The sequence below is a fragment of the Kitasatospora sp. NPDC056731 genome (assembly GCF_040687675.1).
Lineage (GTDB): Bacteria > Actinomycetota > Actinomycetes > Streptomycetales > Streptomycetaceae > Kitasatospora.
Genome location: NZ_JBFBNR010000049.1, coordinates 34,787 through 52,481 on the forward strand (window position 1 = coordinate 34,787; position 17,695 = coordinate 52,481).

The 17,695-nt window shown below is 72.9% G+C and carries 16 protein-coding genes; 6 read left to right on the plus strand and 10 right to left on the minus strand.

Translation table 11 applies throughout. The features are described from left to right. Positions 1-5 precede the first annotated feature (5 nt). Positions 6-770 (plus strand): metallophosphoesterase, encoded by a 765-nt coding sequence (locus AB0R04_RS33000; RefSeq protein ID WP_363377283.1) that lies wholly within the window; start codon positions 6-8, stop codon positions 768-770. 24 nt (positions 771-794) lie between these two features. Here the strand turns inward: AB0R04_RS33000 and AB0R04_RS33005 are convergent, their stop codons facing one another. Both AB0R04_RS33005 and AB0R04_RS33010 read right to left on the minus strand, forming a co-directional pair. Beyond that, positions 795-1,145, minus strand: a complete 351-nt coding sequence (locus AB0R04_RS33005) for a hypothetical protein (RefSeq protein WP_350884255.1) — start codon at positions 1,143-1,145, stop codon at positions 795-797. A 174-nt stretch (positions 1,146-1,319) separates the two neighbouring features. After that, entirely contained in the window at positions 1,320-2,015 is a 696-nt protein-coding gene (locus AB0R04_RS33010) for an FCD domain-containing protein (protein ID WP_363377284.1), read from the minus strand. Between the two features lie 166 nt (positions 2,016-2,181). Between AB0R04_RS33010 and AB0R04_RS33015 the strand changes: the two genes are divergently transcribed. After that, positions 2,182-2,748, plus strand: a complete 567-nt coding sequence (locus AB0R04_RS33015; RefSeq protein ID WP_363377285.1) for a gluconokinase — start codon at positions 2,182-2,184, stop codon at positions 2,746-2,748. A 2-nt stretch (positions 2,749-2,750) separates the two neighbouring features. Beyond that, the gene (locus tag AB0R04_RS33020) at positions 2,751-4,139 is read left to right on the plus strand and encodes a gluconate:H+ symporter (protein ID WP_363377298.1); all 1,389 of its coding nucleotides are present in this window, start codon (positions 2,751-2,753) and stop codon (positions 4,137-4,139) included. A 116-nt stretch (positions 4,140-4,255) separates the two neighbouring features. Here AB0R04_RS33020 and AB0R04_RS33025 read toward each other — a convergent pair whose 3' ends face one another. The 6 genes from AB0R04_RS33025 to mmuM all read right to left on the minus strand — a co-directional run bounded on the left by AB0R04_RS33025 (position 4,256) and on the right by mmuM (position 11,073). Continuing rightward, complete coding sequence (locus AB0R04_RS33025) at positions 4,256-4,729, minus strand: hypothetical protein (protein ID WP_363377286.1); 474 nt, start codon at positions 4,727-4,729, stop codon at positions 4,256-4,258. Between the two features lie 68 nt (positions 4,730-4,797). Beyond that, entirely contained in the window at positions 4,798-6,393 is a 1,596-nt protein-coding gene (locus AB0R04_RS33030; RefSeq protein WP_363377287.1) for a glycerol-3-phosphate dehydrogenase/oxidase, read from the minus strand. A 173-nt stretch (positions 6,394-6,566) separates the two neighbouring features. Then, positions 6,567-8,087: a glycerol kinase GlpK gene (gene glpK, locus AB0R04_RS33035; RefSeq protein ID WP_363377288.1), complete on the minus strand. Its 1,521-nt coding sequence runs from the start codon at positions 8,085-8,087 to the stop codon at positions 6,567-6,569. A gap of 93 nt (positions 8,088-8,180) precedes the next feature. Further along, positions 8,181-8,900: an MIP/aquaporin family protein gene (locus AB0R04_RS33040; RefSeq protein WP_347878553.1), complete on the minus strand. Its 720-nt coding sequence runs from the start codon at positions 8,898-8,900 to the stop codon at positions 8,181-8,183. 298 nt (positions 8,901-9,198) lie between these two features. After that, the gene (locus AB0R04_RS33045; RefSeq protein WP_063350192.1) at positions 9,199-9,963 is read right to left on the minus strand and encodes an IclR family transcriptional regulator; all 765 of its coding nucleotides are present in this window, start codon (positions 9,961-9,963) and stop codon (positions 9,199-9,201) included. A 165-nt stretch (positions 9,964-10,128) separates the two neighbouring features. Continuing rightward, positions 10,129-11,073 (minus strand): homocysteine S-methyltransferase, encoded by a 945-nt coding sequence (gene mmuM / locus AB0R04_RS33050; protein ID WP_363377289.1) that lies wholly within the window; start codon positions 11,071-11,073, stop codon positions 10,129-10,131. Between the two features lie 161 nt (positions 11,074-11,234). On the opposite strand from mmuM, the gene AB0R04_RS33055 reads away from it, so the two are divergent. The 3 genes from AB0R04_RS33055 (at position 11,235) to AB0R04_RS33065 (ending at position 14,907) form a co-directional block, all read left to right on the plus strand. After that, a complete protein-coding gene (locus tag AB0R04_RS33055) occupies positions 11,235-12,146 on the plus strand; it encodes an NUDIX domain-containing protein (protein ID WP_363377290.1) in 912 nt (303 codons plus the stop codon). A gap of 33 nt (positions 12,147-12,179) precedes the next feature. Then, a complete protein-coding gene (locus tag AB0R04_RS33060; protein ID WP_363377291.1) occupies positions 12,180-12,752 on the plus strand; it encodes an NUDIX domain-containing protein in 573 nt (190 codons plus the stop codon). Positions 12,753-12,882: 130 nt separating this feature from the next. Further along, positions 12,883-14,907: an acetoacetate--CoA ligase gene (locus AB0R04_RS33065; protein WP_363377292.1), complete on the plus strand. Its 2,025-nt coding sequence runs from the start codon at positions 12,883-12,885 to the stop codon at positions 14,905-14,907. Between the two features lie 66 nt (positions 14,908-14,973). Here AB0R04_RS33065 and ptsP read toward each other — a convergent pair whose 3' ends face one another. Together ptsP and AB0R04_RS33075 are read right to left on the minus strand one after the other, a co-directional pair. Then, complete coding sequence (ptsP, locus tag AB0R04_RS33070) at positions 14,974-16,644, minus strand: phosphoenolpyruvate--protein phosphotransferase (RefSeq protein WP_363377293.1); 1,671 nt, start codon at positions 16,642-16,644, stop codon at positions 14,974-14,976. A gap of 99 nt (positions 16,645-16,743) precedes the next feature. Beyond that, positions 16,744-17,193, minus strand: a complete 450-nt coding sequence (locus AB0R04_RS33075) for a PTS glucose transporter subunit IIA (RefSeq protein ID WP_363377294.1) — start codon at positions 17,191-17,193, stop codon at positions 16,744-16,746. Positions 17,194-17,695: the final 502 nt, after the last annotated feature.

Genomic DNA, 17,695 nt, shown 5'->3' on the forward strand with positions numbered 1-17,695 from the left:
CGTGCATGCTGACGATCGCGCACTTCAGTGACATCCACCTCGGGCAGGAGCACCGCCGGGACGGCGGCAGGCGCGCCCGGCGGCGGGCCGGGCAGGTGATGGCGTACCTCGACGCCCTGCCCGGCCCGCTGGACGCCGTGCTCGTCACCGGGGACCTCGCCGATCACGGCCTGCCCGCCGAGTACGAGCAGGTGGCCAAGGTGCTGGACTCCCGGTACCCGGTGCTCATTTGCCCCGGCAACCACGACCGCCGGGCGCCCTACCGGGAGGTGCTGCTCGGCGAGGCCCCCGCGGACGGCCCGGTCAACCGGCTGCACCGACTGCCCGGCGCCGACGTGCTGATGCTGGACTCCTCGATCCCCGGCCGCGACGACGGCCTGCTGGACGAGGAGACGCTGGCCTGGCTGGACGCCGAACTGGCGGCCGGCCGCGCCGACTTGCCGGCGCTGGTGGCCTTCCACCACCCGCCGGCCGTCCTGCACCTGCCGAACGTCGACCCGATCCGCCAGTTCGGCGAGGAGGCGCTGGGCGCGGTGCTGGCCCGGCACCCCCGGGTGGCCGGCCTGCTCTGCGGCCACTCCCACACCGGCGCCGCCACCACCTTCGCCGGACTGCCCCTGCTGGTCGCCCCGGGTGTGGTCTCCACCGTCACGCTGCCCTGCGAGGGCGGGCCCGGCATCTCCTTCACCCAGCCGCCGATGCTCGCCTTCCACGTCCTGGACGACACGGGCCGGCTCACCACCCACTACCGGGCCGTCCCGAAGGACTGACCGCGACTGCCGGCCGCGGGTGTCCTACGCGGCCGGCAGTCGCGGCTGGCGCTGCGGCCCGCCGGGGCGGGGGAGCGGCCGGGCGGCCAGCGGGTCGGGCGCCCGGCTGCCCGCCATCGGGTGCGCGGAGCCGGGCGCGCGCTGCCGCTGGGCGGCGACCTGGCGCGAGATCAGGATCTCCAGCAGGCACCACATCGTGCCGAACACCCCGAGCCCCATCGCCATCAGCGCCGGCGTCATCAGCCAACTGTCCGCGTACGAGGCGAGCGTGGCGACGACCACGCCGACCAGGGTGAAGGACAGGCAGAGCACCGCCCGCACGGCGGCGGCGCGCACCTCGTCGGGCAGGCGGCGACGGCGGCGTGGCACGGACATCGATCGACCCCCAGGCGCGGACTCGGCGGCGGACACGGGACGGGCGCACGCGATACGCGCCCCCTTGCCTCACTCTGCCCCGCCGAACCAGGACTATGCGTCCGAATCCACCGAACTGCCGTCAAAGCGCGTGATCCGGGCAGCCGGCAGCGGGCGGCCCGCCGCCGGGGGAGGTCAGCCCAACTGCTGGTTGAGCTCCTCCAGGGCGCCCGCCACGATCGTCCGCATGGCCTGCTCGGCCTGGACGGCGTCCCCCGCGCAGATCGCGTCGGCGACTTCGCGGTGCAACCGGATCGCATACGGCTCCGGCTGATGGGGCATCAGATGGTACTCGGTCCGCCCGGTGAGCACCGCCCCCACGGTGTCGCCGAGGTGGGCGAACATCTCGTTGCCGGAGGCGCGCAGCACGGTGGCGTGGAAGTCGATGTCGTGCCGGAGGAAGGTGGTGAGGTCGGCGGCCCGCGCCGAGACGGTCAACTCCACGGCCAGCGCGCCGAGTTGGCGCCGGTCGTCGTCGCTCGCGTGTACCGCGGCGAGCGCGGCCGCGGCCGGTTCGACGGCCACCCGCAGCGAGCCGAGCGAGCGCAGCTGGGCCGAGCGGTCCGCGCCGGCCAGCCGCCAGCGGATCACCAGCGGGTCGAAGACGTCCCAGAGCGACCTGGGCTGCACGGTGATCCCGACCCGCCGCCGGGACGCCACCAGGCGCATCCCCTCCAGGATCCGCACCGCCTCCCGGACGACCGTCCGGGACACCCCGAACCGCTCCTCCAGTTCCTCGCCGCGCAGCACCGCACCCTCGGGAATCTCCCCCGACGCGATCGCGGGCCCGAGCTCGTCAAGCAGCCGACCGGGCAGCCCCTGGATCTCCATCCGCCCAGCGTAGACGCCCACCCCGCCGCCACCACCGGCGCGTACCGGGTCCCGCGCCCTGCGATCTACCCCACAGCTCAAAAGTATGACGATTTGGTTTCCACCACTTGAATACGTCATATCTTTGAGGCGATAGTGGCGGCCAGGCAACGAAGGAGCACCACCCATGGCTCTCAGCGTCGAGAACCACGACCTCCCGGCAGTGACACCGGCGGGCCCTCTCACCATCGTGGTGATGGGCGTCTCCGGTGTCGGCAAGACCACCCTGGCCCGCCTGCTGGCCGAACGACTCGGCCTCCCCTACGCGGAGGCGGACGACTTCCACCCGGCGGCCAACATCGCCAAGATGTCGGCCGGCATCCCGCTGGACGACGAGGACCGCGCGCCCTGGCTGCGCGCCCTCGGCGCCTGGCTCAAGGAGCGGGCCGAGGACGGCACCGGCGGCGTGGTCACCTGTTCGGCGCTGAAGCACCGCTACCGCGACACCCTGCGCGCGGCCTGCCCGGGTGCCTACTTCCTGCACCTCAGCGGCGGTCACGAGCTGGTCGAGGACCGGCTCGCCCACCGCACCGGCCATTTCATGCCGCCGTCGCTGCTCGACTCCCAGTACGCCGCCCTGGAACCCCTGGGCGCGCACGAGCGCGGCGCCGTCCTGGACGTCGGTCCGTCCCCCGAAGAACTCGTCGAGATGGCCGTGGCGCTGCTGCGGCCGGTCAATGGAGACCTCGCGTGAGTATGTCCCCCACTCTGCTCGCGGCCGCCCCACCGGCCCTGCCGCACACCAGCAGCGACTCCCAGCTGCTGATCGCGGTCCTGCTCAGCATCGGTGTGATCGTCCTACTGATCACCAAGCTGAAGCTGCACCCCTTCCTCGCCCTCACGCTCGGCTCCGGCCTGCTGGCCGCCGTCGCGGGCGCCCCGTTCGACAAGCTGCTCAACAGCTTCTCCACGGGCTTCGGCTCCACCGTGGCCGGCGTCGGCCTGCTGATCGGGCTGGGCGCGATGCTCGGCAAGCTGCTCGCCGACTCCGGCGGCGCCAACATCATCGCGGACACCGTGCTGGCCCGGTCGGGCAACAAGGCGCTGCCCTGGGCGATGGCGCTGATCGCCGCCGTCCTCGGCCTGCCGCTGTTCTTCGAGGTCGGCGTCGTCCTGCTGATCCCGATCGTGCTGCTGGTCGCCCGCCGCGGCAACGTGCCGCTGATGCGGATCGGCATCCCCGCGCTGGCCGGCCTGTCCGTGCTGCACGGCCTGGTGCCCCCGCACCCCGGCCCGCTGGTCGCCGTCGACGCCCTGAAGGCGGACCTCGGCATCACCCTGGCGCTCGGCCTGCTGATCGCCGTGCCCACCCTGATCGTGGCCGGCCCGCTGTTCTCCCGCCTGGCCGAGCGCTGGGTCGGCCCGCTGGAGATCCCGAAGGCCACCGCCCCCGAGGAGAGCGCCAAGCCCGAGCACACCCCGTCCTTCGGCGCGGTGCTGGCGACCATCCTGCTGCCGGTCGTGCTGATGCTCGGCAAGGCCCTGACCGACGTGGTGATCGACAACCCGAAGGCGTTGGGCCAGCGGGTGTTCGACTTCATCGGCTCGCCGCTGATCGCGTTGCTCGCCGCCACCCTGCTCGGCATGCTGACCCTCGGCAAGGCGGCCGGCTTCGACAAGGCGCGGATCTCCGACACCGTCGGCAAGTCGCTCGGCCCGATCGCCGGCATCGTGTTCATCGTCGGCGCCGGCGGTGGCTTCAAGCAGACCCTGATCGACGTGGGCGTCGGCAACGCGGTGAGCGAGTTGTCCGGCAAGTGGCACATCTCGGCGCTGCTGCTCGGCTGGCTGATCGCGGTGCTGATCCGCCTGGCCACCGGCTCGGCGACGGTCGCCACCATCACCGCCGCCGGCATCGTCGCCCCGCTCGCCGCCGACATGTCCCCCACCCACGCGGCCCTGCTGGTCCTGGCGATCGGCGCCGGCTCGCTCTTCCTGTCGCACGTCAACGACGCCGGCTTCTGGCTGGTGAAGGAGTACTTCGGGATGAGCGTCGGGCAGACGCTGAAGTCCTGGTCGGTGATGGAGACGGTGATCTCGGTCGTCGCCATCGCCCTGATCATGCCGCTCAGCCTGATCATCTAGGCCGGACAGCGCCCGGCGCCGCCGCCGACATCCGCCGAGGGGCGGCACCCGTACCGCACGGGTGCCGCCCCTCGGGCGTGCCCGACGGCCGGGGCTCAGCCCAGCGGCCCCGACAGCTAACGCAGCACGACCCGCCAACCGTCGCCGCCGGCGCGGCCGCCGGGCCGGAGCACCAGCTCCTTCACCTGTCCGGTGTCGTGGAAGGTCAGCACCACGGTCTGCCGCTCGGCCGGGTCGTCCTGGAAGTCAGCCGTGACGGCCCCCTGGGCCCCCCGTCCGTACTCGCGGACCCAGGCCGCCGAAGCGTCCCCGCTGTCCCCGCTGTCCCCGCCGTCCGAGGCGCCGAGCTCCGCCAGCCGCCCCTCGGCCCCTTCGGCGAGCCGCCACACCAGCTGCTGGACCACGCCGAGCGTGCCGGTGGACGGGTACCCCGTCACCCGCAGGTGCGGATGGGCGGCGTAGTCGGCCTTGTACGCCAGCTCGGCCTCCGAGGCCCCGCCGGAGCACCCGGTGAGCAGCGCGACCGCGAGGCCCGCCGCAGGCAGACCTGCGGCGCGGCGGGCGGTCCGAAATCCAGACAAGATCATCATCAGGGAGAATCATGCGCGAAGGGCGGGCACCCGGAAAACCCGGGTGCCCGCCCTTCGCGAGGCTGCGCCTACTTGGTTCCGCGCTTCGCGAGGAAGGCCTCGACCTCGTCCCGGATCTCCGGCGTGTCCAGCCCGCGCACGGTCATCGTGGTGCGGCGCCGCAGCACGTCGTCCGCCGTGTACGCCCACTCGCTGTCGGCCGCGTAGGCGACCTGCGCCCAGACGTCCGGGCCGTCCTCGTGGATCGGCCGGCCCAGCTCCGGGTTCTCGTCGATCATGCGGGCGATCTCGAAGGACAGCGTGCCGTAGTGGCTGGCCAGGTGCTTGGCCACCAGCGGCTCCATCCGGGAGCCCGGGTCGCGGTCGATCAGCAGCCGGTGCGCGACGGCGTTCGGCGCGCCGACACCCGGCAGCGGCACGGTCGCCGCGATCGGGGACATGTCCTCGCCGAGGCTGGTGCCGGGCACGTGCGCCAGCTTCTCCAGCACGGTGCGGCCGATGTGGCGGTAGGTGGTCCACTTGCCGCCGGCGACCGACAGCATGCCGCCCTTGCCCTCGGTGACGACCGTCTCGCGCTTGGCGGCGGCGGTGTCGCCCGGGCCGCCGGGCAGCACTCGCAGGCCGGCGAAGGAGTAGGTGATCAGGTCGCGGTCGAGGTGCTCGTCGCGGATGGCGTGCGCGGCCTCGCCCATGATCTGGTCGATGTCCGCCTCGGTGGCCCGGACGTCCTTCGGGTCGCCGGTGTACTCCTCGTCGGTGGTGCCGAGCAGGACGTGGTCCTCCCACGGGATGGCGAAGGAGACGCGGTACTTGTCGATCGGGATGGTCAGCGCGGCGCGCCACGGCGAGCGGCGCTTGACGACGACGTGGGCGCCCTTGGAGAGGCGGATCGACGGCGCGGCGCCGGCGTCCTCCATCTTGCGCAGGTGGTCCACCCACGGGCCGGTGGCGTTGAGCACCAGGCGGGCGTCGATGCCGAACTCGGTGCCGTCCAGGCGGTCGCGCAGCTCGGCGCCGGTGACCCGGCCGCCGGTGAAGCGCAGGCCGGTGACCTCGGCGTGGTTGAGCACCACGGCGCCGGCGTCGACGGCGGCGCGCACGGTCATCACGGCGACGCGCGAGTCGTTCATCTGGTGGTCGCCGTAGACGGCCACCGAGCGCAGGCCCTCGGTGCGCAGCGCGGGCACCTGCTGGGCGGCGTGCGCGGCGGTGGAGACCCGGCCCATGCCGTCGCGGAAGGCGGACAGCGCGGAGTACAGGAAGACGCCGGCGCCGAGCTTGGGCGCGCTGTGCGGGCCGCCCTTGTAGACCGGTACGAAGAAGGTCAGCGGGTTGACCAGGTGCGGCGCGACGTCGGTGGCGAGCGCGCGGCGCTCCTTGTGGTTCTCGGCGACGAGCTTGACCGCGCCGGTCTGCAGGTAGCGCAGACCGCCGTGGACGAGCTTGGAGGAGGCACTGGAGGTGGCGCCGGCGAAGTCGCCGCCGTCGACCATGGCGACCTTGAGTCCGGCCTGGGAGGCGGTCCAGGCGACGGCCGTGCCGAGGATGCCGCCCCCGATCACCAGCAGGTCGTAGGTGGCCTTGCCGAGCAGCTCACGGGTCTCGGCGCGGGAGGCGGTGCGGCCGGCGGTGCGCTCGGCGCCCAGGGTCGGGATGGTTGCCATGGTGGTTGTGTACGGCGCGCGGGTCAGGCGGCGCCGTTACTCCTCTCGTGTGCGGTGCGGCCTCTGCTGAGAGGCCGGTCGGCCCGGTGCGGCGGGCCGGTGAAACGCGGTGACACCCGCTGCCGGAACGGCGGGCGGCCGGTCGGGGCTCGGGGCCCCGACCGGCTTGTCGGTCAGTCGGTCTCTTCTTCCTCCACCCAGCCCATGGTGCGCTCCACGGCCTTGAGCCACTTCTTGTACTCGCGCTCCCGAGTGGCCTCGTCCATGCGCGGGGTCCATTCGGCGGCGCGGTGCCAGTTGGCCCGCAGGGTGTCGAGGTCGGTCCAGAAGCCGACGGCGAGCCCGGCCGCGTAGGCGGCGCCGAGGGCGGTGGTCTCGGCCACGTACGGGCGCTCGACCGGGACGTCCAGGACGTCGGCGATGTTCTGCATGAGCAGGTTGTTGCTGGTCATGCCGCCGTCGACCTTGAGGGCGGTGAGCTCGACGCCGGAGTCCTTCTGCATGGCGTCGACGACCTCGCGGGTCTGCCAGGCGGTGGCCTCCAGGACGGCCCGGGCCAGGTGGCCCTTGGTGACGTACCGGGTCAGGCCGGCGATCACACCGCGGGCGTCGGAGCGCCAGTACGGGGCGAACAGGCCGGAGAAGGCCGGGACGAAGTAGGCGCCGCCGTTGTCCTCGACGGTGTTGGCGAGGGTCTCGATCTCGGCGGCGGTGGAGATGATGCCGAGCTGGTCGCGCAGCCACTGGACGAGCGAGCCGGTGACGGCGATCGAGCCTTCCAGGGCGTAGACCGGGGCCTGGTCGCCGATCCGGTAGCCGACGGTGGTCAGCAGGCCGTGGTACGAGTTGACGATCTTCTCGCCGGTGTTGAGCAGCAGGAAGGTGCCGGTGCCGTAGGTGGACTTGGCCTCGCCCTCGTCGAAGCAGGTCTGGCCGAACAGCGCGGCCTGCTGGTCGCCGAGCGCGGAGGCGACCGGGACGCCGGCCAGGTCGCCGACGGCCTCGCCGTAGACCTCGGCGGAGGAGCGGATCTCCGGCAGGACGGCCATCGGCACGCCGATCGACTCGGCGATCTTGTCGTCCCACTGCAGGGTGTGCAGGTTCATCAGCATGGTGCGGCTGGCGTTGGTGACGTCGGTGACGTGCTTGCCGCCGTTGACACCACCGGTGAGGTTCCAGATCACCCAGGTGTCCATGGTGCCGAACAGGATGTCGCCGGCCTCGGCGCGCTCGCGCAGGCCCTCGACGTTGTCCAGCAGCCAGCGGATCTTCGGGCCGGCGAAGTAGCTGGCGAGCGGGAGGCCGGTCTCGCGGCGGAAGCGGTCCTGGCCGACGTTGCGGCCGAGCTCGCGGCAGAGGCCCTCGGTGCGGGTGTCCTGCCACACCAGCGCGTTGTGGACCGGCTCGCCGGTGTTCTTGTCCCACAGGACGGTGGTCTCGCGCTGGTTGGTGATGCCGATCGCGCGGATGTCGTCCTTGGTCAGGCCGGCCTTCTCCAGCGCGCCGCGGACGACCGACTGCACCCGGGTCCAGATCTCGGCGGCGTCGTGCTCGACGTAGCCGGGCTGGGGGAAGATCTGCCGGTGCTCCTGCTGGTCGACGGCGACGATCCGGCCGTCGGCGCCGAAGATGATGCAGCGGCTGGAGGTGGTGCCCTGGTCGATCGCGGCGATGTAGTTGCCAGTGGAGGTCATCAGAGGGTCCTCGGCTCAGGATTCGGGGGTTCGGGGTGGGTGGGCCCGACGTAGTGGTCGGTCCCCGTGCTCGGCGGGTTCGAACCCGGCCCTTTAGAACATCGCGTTGTACAGACCGCCGGCCAGCGCGCCGCCGATCAGCGGGCCGACGACCGGAACCCAGGCGTACGACCAGTCGGAGCCGCCCTTGTTCGGGATGGGCAGCAGCGAGTGCACGATGCGCGGGCCGAGGTCGCGGACCGGGTTGATCGCGTAGCCGGTGGGGCCGCCCAGCGAGAGGCCGATGCCGACGACCGTGAGGGCCACGATCAGGGTGCTGAGGCCGCCGGCGGCCAGACCGTCGTTCTTGCCGAGGGTGAGGATCGCCATGCAGAGGATGAAGGTGCCGATGACCTCGGTGACGACGTTCTGGATCGGGTTCCGGATCTCGGGCCCGGTCGAGAAGATGCCGAGGGTGGGCTCCTCGTTGGCCTGGAACTGGCCGAGGTAGGTGAGCCAGACCAGCACGGCGCCGATCATCGCGCCGAGGAACTGGGAGCCGAGGTAGAGCGGCACCTGGTTCCAGTCGCCGCTCTTGATGGCGAGCGCGATGGTGACGGCCGGGTTGAGGTGGGCGCCGGACTTCGGAGCCGAGATGTAGGCGGCGATCAGGACCGCGAAGCCCCAGCCGAAGGTGATCGCCAGCCAGCCGGCATTGAGGGCCTTCGACTTCTTGAGGGTCACGGCGGCGCAGACGCCGCCACCGAGAAGTATCAGGGCGGCGGTGCCGAGGGTTTCGCCGACGAAGACGTCGCCGTTGGAGAACGCGGACACAAAGACTCCCTTGTCCATATGGCCCGGAGGTGTGGGTGGGGGCGGTCGGCCGATCGTTGTGCGGGTGAGCGCATCGGGGGATTGATCTTCCCGGCCATCGTTCGACAATGTCGACCGTTATGCGGAAGCTTCCTCCCCTGGTTGCCCTCACGTCAAGGCAGGGTTACGGAGCTGTGACCCTTCCCCCGAAGTTACCCAGCGGAGCGGGCCAAACCGGGGCAAAACGCCAAGGCGCGGACAGGCCGATGCCCGTCCGCGCCTCAGCGTGACGATGTGGCCGCCGGTGCGGCCTCGGGTTTCAGAAGCGCCCGGCGCCCAGATCGCGGGAGATCGCCCGTGCCGCGCTGCGCACCGAGGCCACCAGCGACGGCTTCACGAAGCCGTCCTCGCAGACCCGCTCCACCGGGCCGCTGATGCACACCGCGCCCACCGGGTTGCGCCGCCGGTCCTGGATCAGCGCGCCGATCGAGGCCACGCCCTCCCAGGTCTCCTCGATCGAGTCCGTCCAGCCGCGCTCACGGATCAGCGCGCACTCGGCGTCCACGTCGGCCGCCTCGGTCAGTGTCCGCAGGGTGTACGACTCGTACGGCCCGTCGCCCAACTCGCCGCGCGCGACCGGGTCGTAGGCCAGCAGCACCTTGCCCAGCGCGGTGCTGTGCAGCGGCTGCATCGAGCCGACCTCCAGCACCTGCCGGGTGTCGTCCGGCCGGAAGACGTGGTGCACGACCAGTACGCCCTGCTGGTGCAGCACCCCCAGGTAGACGGTCTCGCCGGCCGCCCGGGCCAGGTCGTCCGCCCAGACCAGCGCCCGTGCCCGCAGCTCGTGCACGTCCAGGTAGCTCTGCCCCAGCCGCAGCAGTTCGGCGCCCAGCTGGTACTTGCCGCTCTCCGGGTCCTGCTCGACGAACCCCTCCTGCTGGAGCGTGCGCAGGATGCCGTGCGCGGTGCCCTTGGCGAGTTCCAGCGCCGTCGCGACCTCGGACAGGCCCAGGCGGCGCTCACCGCCGGCCAGCAGGCGCAAGATCGCGGCGGCCCGGGAGAGCGACTGGATCGGGCCGGGCATGGGGACCTCCGCGCTGACAGGCGGTCGACATTGTCGACCGCAGTGGTAACGGGACGAGTCTGCCAGGCCGTCGGCGGTCCGTGCACCTTCCCCCTCGGTAACCCGCGCTCGGCCGTCCGTTAACTAACCTCCGCCGCCCGCCGACCCGCCGACCCGCCGCGCCGCTCACCCCCCGACGTCGCTCGAGCGCCCCCGTCGCACCGCGACCTCCGCCGCCAGCGCGGCGATCCCGTCCGGCCCCACCCGGCAGCAGCCGCCCACCAGCCGTGCGCCGCCCGCCAGCCAGCCGCCCACCCGGGCCGAGCGGAACGTCGGCTCGCCGCGCCAGTCCCGGCGCGCGGCGTCCCACTCCTCCCCGCTGTTCGGGTACACCACTACCGGCTTGCCGGTCACCTCGGCCGCCAGCGCCACCGCCCGGTCCGCGTCCTGCGGGGTGCAGCAGTTCACGCCCACCGCCAGCACCTCGTCCACCCCGGCCGCCAGCGCGAACGCCTCCGCCAGCGGCTGGCCCGCCCTGGTCCGGCCGCCCGCCACGCTGAACGACAGCCAGGCCGGCACGCCCAGCCCGCGCACCAGCTCCAGCAGTGCCCGCGCCTCGTCCGCGTCCGGCACCGTCTCCAGCGCCAGCACGTCCGGCCCGGCCGCCGCCAGCGCCTCCAGCCGCGGCCGGTGGAAGGCCACCAGCTCCGCGGTGCTCAGCCCGTACCGGCCCCGGTACTCCGAACCGTCCGCCAGCACCGCCCCGTACGGCCCCACCGACGCCGCGACCCAGCGCCGCCGCCCGCCCGGCTCGGCCCGCGCCGCCTCCCGGGCCAGCTCCACGCTGCGCGCCAGCAGCCGTGCGGCCTGGGCCCGGCCCACTCCGCGCCGGGCGAAGCCCTCGAAGCTCGCCTGGTAGCTCGCCGTGATGGCGACGTCCGCCCCGGCCGCGAAGTACGCCCGGTGCGCCGCCACCACCGCCTCCGGCGCGTCCGCCAGCAGCCGCGCCGACCACAGCTCGTCGAGGAGGTCGTGCCCGGCCGCCGCCAGCTGGTTCGACATCCCGCCGTCCAGCACCAGCGGACCGGCCGCCAGCGTCGCGGCGAAGTCCGGCGGGGGAGCAGTGGGCATGGGGCCTCCTCGGGCGCGGTCGTTCCTGGTCACAGCCTAGAAGCCGGGCATCCCCGCGGACCCGGAAAACCATTTGCCGCTGGGGAACGGAATCGCTACGTTGTGCTCAGCCAGAGAACGACAACACCCCGTACGGCGGCGAGCGCGGAGAGGAGCCGGTGATGGAAGCGGACGACCCGTCCACCCCTCCCCCGACCACGCCCGCGAGCGAGCAGGACGAGCAGGAGTGGCTCGCCGCCTACGACCCGCGCGCCTATGCCCCGATCGCCGTCACCGTCGACGTGGTCGCCCTGACCTTGCGCCACGGCGGCCTGCACGTCCTGCTCGTCCAGCGCGGCGCCCCGCCCTACCAGGGCTGCTGGGCCCTGCCCGGCGGCTTCCTGCGTGCCGGCGAGGAGAGCCTGGACGAGGCCGCCGCCCGCGAACTCGCCGAGGAGACCGGCCTGCTCGGCGGCTCCGAAGTCGAGGCCGCGCTCTGCCGCGTCCACCTCGAACAGCTCGGCACCTATGGCGCCCCCGAGCGCGACCCGCGCATGCACGTCGTCTCCGTCGCCTACCTCGCCTTCGCCCCCGACCTGCCCGACCCGCAGGCCGGCACGGACGCCGCAGCCGCCACCTGGCACCCTGTCGCCGACCTCGACCTGGGCACCCGGCCCGGCGGCCGACCCCGAGCCGCCGGTGCGCCCGCCGACACCCACGGGGGTGGTGTCGGCGGGCCCACCGGCCAGTCCTCCCGCACGCTCGCCTTCGACCACGCGCGCATTCTCGCCGACGGCCTCGACCGCGTCCGGGCCAAACTCGAGTACAGCCCGCTCGCCACCGCCTTCCTGCCCTACGACTTCACCATCCCCGACCTGCGCGCCGTCTACGAGGCCGTCTGGGACGAGAAGCTCCACCCCGGCAACTTCCACCGCAAGGTCCTCTCCGTCCCCGGCTTCGTCGAGAGCACCGGCGCCACCACCGCCCGCGGCGGCGCCCGCGGCGGCCCCCGGGCCCGCACCTACCACGCCGGAGACGCCAGCCTCCTGCACCCCGCCCTGCTCCGCCCCACCCGCGACGGCGAGCTCCGCTGACGGCCGCGGCGCGCACCCGGCTACCATCCGGCCATGACCACTGACGACCCGACACGCGCGGTCAACCAGCCGTTCTCCCACTGCCACTTCTGCGGCACCTCCTACCCGGCCGGCACCGACCGCTGGCCCCGCACCTGCCCCGGCTGCGCCGAGATCAGCTACCGCAACCCGCTGCCCGTCGTGGTCACCCTCCTCCCGGTCACCCGCCCCGACGCCGACCCCACCCTCGTCGTCATCCGCCGCACCATCGAGCCCGGCTACGGCGAACTCGCCTTCCCCGGCGGCTACGTGGACTACGGCGAGAGCTGGCAGCAGGCGTGCGTGCGCGAACTGTGCGAGGAGACCGGCATCATGGCCGACTCCGCCGACATCACCCTGGTCGCCACCGACTCCGACGCCAGGGGCGGCTTCCTCTGCCTCTTCGGCCTGCTCCCGGCCCGCCCGCTCGCCGAACTCCCGCCCTCGCGCCCCACCGACGAGACCGACGGCTGGCAGCTCGCCGCCCCCGACACCCCGCTCGCCTTCCCCTTCCACACCCGGGTCTCCCGCTCCTGGTTCGGCGGCGAGTTCAGTGGTGAGTCCAGCGGCGGGATCTCCGGCCGCTGACCGGCCCGGCACCCACTGGGCGGACCCTGGCGCAGCGGCCGCTCGCATGGCATGGTCTGCACCGACAGCCCAACCGGACGGGCCTGCCACAAGCACTCCCGTCCCCACCACCGGCCGGGAGACCACCACCGTGAGCACCCCACCCCAGGATCAGCCGCTCTGGCGCCCCAACCCCGCTCGCGCCGCAGCCACCAGCCTGGTGGCCTTCCAGGCCTGGGCCGCCGAACACCACGGCGCCCCGGCCGCCCCGCTCGCCCCGGCCGCCGACGACCAGCAGGCCGCCCAGCGCTACGCCGACCTGCACGCCTGGTCCACCGCCGACCTCGACCGCTTCTGGACCGCGATCACCCAGTGGTTCGACGTCCGCTTCACCCAGGCCCCCGAGGCCGTCCTCGCCGACCCCGCCATGCCCGGCGCCCGCTGGTTCCCCGGCGCCCGCCTCAACTACGCCGAACACGCCCTGCGCGCCGCCGAGGACCCGGCCAACGCCGACCGCCCGGCCGTCCTGCACCTCGACGAGACCACCGAGCAGCCGGCCGTCCTCACCTGGTCCGAACTGCGCCGCCAGGTCGGCTCGTTGGCCGCCGCCCTGCGCGCCCGGGGCATCGGCCCCGGCGACCGCGTCAGCGCCTACCTGCCCAACATCCCGCAGGCCGCCGTCGCCCTCCTCGCCACCGCCGCCGTCGGCGCGATCTGGACCAGCTGCGCCCCCGACTTCGGCGCCCGCAGCGTCCTGGACCGCCTCCAGCAGATCGAACCCGCCGTCCTCTTCGCCGTCGACGGCTACCACTACGGCGGCAAGGACCACGACCGCACCGAGGTCGTCGCCGAACTGCGCCGCGAACTCCCCACCCTGCGCACCGTCGTCCACGTCCCGCTGCTCGGCGCCCCCGCCCCCGAGGGCGCCCTGCACTGGGACGACCTGGTCGCCGACGACGTCGAGCCGGTCTACGAGGCCGTCCCCTTCGACCACCCGCTCTGGGTGCTCTACTCCTCCGGCACCACCGGCCTGCCCAAGGCCATCGTCCAGAGCCAGGGCGGCATCCTGCTCGAACACCTCAAGCAGGCCGGCCTCCACCTCGACCTCGGCCCCCGGGACCGCTTCCTCTGGTACACCTCCACCGGCTGGATGATGTGGAACTTCCTGCTGGCCGGCCTCCTGGTCGGGGCCACGATCGTCACCTACGACGGCAGCCCCGGCCACCCCGACACCGGCGCCCTCTGGTCGGTCGCTGCCCGCACCCGCGCCACCGTCCTCGGCACCTCCGCCGCCTACGTGATCGCCAGCCGCAAGGCCGAGCTGCACCCCGGCCGCGACCTCGACCTCTCCGCCGTCCGCTGCATCGGCACCACCGGCTCCCCGCTCCCGCCCGACGGCTTCCGCTGGATCTACGAGGAGGTCAAGGAGGACGTCTGGCTCGCCTCCGTCAGCGGCGGCACCGACGTCTGCTCCTGCTTCGTCGGCGGCGTCCCCACCCTGCCCGTCCACCTCGGCGAGATCCAGGCACCCTGCCTCGGCGCCGCCGTCGAGTCCTGGGACGTCCAGGGCCACCCGCACACCGACACCGTCGGCGAACTCGTCGTCACCAAGCCCATCCCGTCCATGCCCACCGGCTTCTGGAACGACCCCGAGGGCACCCGGTACCACGACAGCTACTTCGACATGTACCCCGGCGTCTGGCGCCACGGCGACTGGATCACCGTCACCTCCCGCGGCACCGTCGTCATCCACGGCCGCTCAGACTCCACGCTCAACCGCCAGGGCGTCCGGATGGGCTCCTCGGACATCTACGAGGTCGTCGAACGCCTCCCCGAGATCGCCGAATCCCTGGTCATCGGCCTGGAGGAGCCCGACGGCGGCTACTGGATGCCGCTGTTCGTCGTCCTCGCCCCCGGTGCCGAGCTCGACGAGGGGCTGATCGGTCGCATCCGCACCTCGCTGCGCACCGAACTCTCCCCGCGCCACGTCCCCGACGAGGTCATCGCGGTGCGCGGCCTCCCGCACACCCTCACCGGCAAGCGCATCGAGGTCCCGGTCAAGCGGATCCTCTCCGGCACCCCGCTGGAGCAGGCCGTCAACCCCGGCTCCGTCGACGACATCGACCACCTGCGCTTCTTCGAGCAGCTCCGCCGCGACCGGCAGAGCCCCGCCTGACCGGAAACGCCGAAGGGGTGCTCCCACCGGCCCGGTGGGAGCACCCCTTCCTGCTGTTCGCCTGTCCTACTCGCCCGACAGCACCTGCTGCACGGCGGCCCGCGCCTCCTCGGCGCTGTCCGTCGCCCGGGCCGCCTCGGCCGCCCGGCGGCACTGCGCCAGCGTGTACTTGGCCAGCGTGGACCGCACGTAGGGGATCGAGGCCGAGCCCATCGAGAGGCTGGTGACGCCCAGACCGGTCAGCACCACGGCCAGCAGCGGGTCGGCGGCCGCCTCACCGCAGACGCCGCAGCTCTTGCCGGTCGCCTGCGCCGCCTCGGCGGCCGCGGCGATCAGGTCCAGCAGCGCCGGCTGCCACGGGTCCTGCAGCCGGGCCAGCGCGCCCACCTGACGGTCGGCGGCGAAGGTGTACTGCGCGAGGTCGTTGGTCCCCAGCGACAGGAACTCGACCTCCTGGAGGATCGACCGGGCCCGCAGCGCGGCCGACGGGATCTCCACCATCGCGCCGAACTTGGCCTCCAACCCCGCCTCGCGACACGCCTGGGCGAAGTCCTTGGCGTCCTTGCGGTCGGCCACCATCGGGGCCATCACCTCAAGGTGCACCGGCAGGCCCTCGGCGGCCCTGGCCAGCGCCCGCAGCTGCGTCCGCAGCACCTCCGGGTGCTCCAGCAGGGTGCGCAGACCGCGCACGCCGAGCGCCGGGTTCGGCTCGTCGGCCGGGGTGAGGAAGTCCAGCGGCTTGTCCGCGCCCGCGTCCAGCGCCCGGACCACGACCCGGCCCTCCGGGAACGCCTCCAGCACCTTGCGGTACGCCTCGACCTGCTTCTCCTCGGTGGGCGCCTTCGCGGAGTCGTCCAGGAAGAGGAACTCGGTCCGGAACAGGCCGACGCCCTCGGCGCCGTTCTCCAGCGCGGCCGGCACGTCCGCCGGGCCGCCCACGTTGGCCAGCAGCGGCACGCGGTGGCCGTCCGAGGTCTGCCCCGGGCCGGAGGACGCGGCCAGCGCGGCCTTGCGCTGGGCGGCGACCGCCCGCAGCTCGTCCTGCTTCTCCTGCGAGGGCTCCAGCAGCACGTCACCGGAGCTGCCGTCCACGGCGACGACGGTGCCCTCGGCGACGTCCGTCGCAGCGGGCAGCGCGACCACGGCCGGCACGCCCAACGCCCGCGCCAGGATGGCGCTGTGGCTGGTCGGCCCGCCCTCCTCGGTCACGAAGCCGAGCACCAGCGTCGGGTCGAGCAGCGCGGTGTCGGCCGGCGCCAGGTCCCGCGCGAACAGCACGTACGGCTCGTCGCTGTCCGGCACGCCCGGCATCGGCACGCCCAGCAGCCGGGCCACGATGCGGTTGCGGACGTCGTCCAGGTCGGCGACCCGCCCGGCCAGGTAGTCGCCGGCGGAGGCGAGCAGCGCCCGGTAGGCGGCGAAGGCGTCGTACACACCGCGCTCGGCGCTGCTGCCGACGGCGATCCGGCGGGACACGTCGGCCATCAGCTCCGGGTCCTGCGCCATCAGCGCCTGGGCCTCCAGGACGGCCTGCGCCTCGCCACCGGCCAGGTTGCCGCGGGCGATCAGGTCCGCGGCGACCGCCTCGACGGCGGCCTGGGCGCGGGCCTGCTCGCGCGGGGCGTCCTCGGTCGGGATCTGGGTGGCCGGGGGCTCCAGCACCGCCGTCCCCATGTGCCGCACCTGGCCGATCGCGACCCCGTGGCTGACACCCACGCCGCGCAGCGTCTTCTTCATGTCACCTGTCTCCGCTGAGAGGAGCGGCCCCGCCGGGAACCGCTGTGTGCCGGGCCGCCCCGACAACTCCTGCGGGGCGGGTGTGTGCAAAGTAAGAGGTCAGTTCCAGCTGAACAGGGGCTCGCCAGAGACGGCCTCGCCGTCCTCCCGCAGGCCGCCGAGCGAGTCGGCGCTCGCCTCCAGCGCCACGATCGGCGAGATGGGCGACTTGCCCGCGGCCTCGACGGCGGCCGGGTCCCACTTGATGACGGCCTGACCGCGGGTCACCGTGTCGCCCTTGTTGACCAGCAGCTCGAAGCCCTCGCCGTTCAGCTGCACGGTGTCGATCCCCAGGTGGGTCAGTACACCGTGGCCCTCGGCGTCCACCACGACGAACGCGTGCGGGTGCATGGAGACGACGACGCCGTCCACCGGAGCGACCGCCTCGGTCGGCCGGCGCTCCGGGTCGATCGCGGTGCCGGGGCCGACCATCGCGCCGGAGAACACCGGGTCGGGCACGCCGGCGAGCCCGACGACCTTGCCGGTCAGCGGCGACGTCACAGTGGTCATGGTTGTGCCTCCCAAGTGAGCGGTACAGCGAGCGGCCGCGAGCAGCGGCAGGACGATCGACTGAAGCCTAAATCATGTCAACTTCGGACATCTGCCGACATTCCCGAGCGAAGACCCACGCCCAGCCCGGCTCGTCGTCCGGCGGCTCACCGACCGTTTAGTGGTCTAGTCCTCTTAGTCGATGCGCCGCACTCTACAGGCATCTTGGCGAATCGGGACCATTGCTGTATATGCTCGCGAGAGCAACAAATCATGCCGCCGACCGGGTGACACCGGGAGCGCCTCGATTCGCACTCCGGTGGGCGACCCGCTATGGTTGGGCGAGTCGCCGCGACTTGGCGGTTAACACCAGATTTCAGATGCGAAAACCTCCGGTAAACGGAGCGGAAAACATCTGGTAAGCTGGGAACACGAAAGAACGAAGCGCCCGGAGGGCCCGCTGGAAGGCGGTCCGAAGGAAGTGTCCGTTCCTTGAGAACTCAACAGCGTGCCAAAAGTCAAC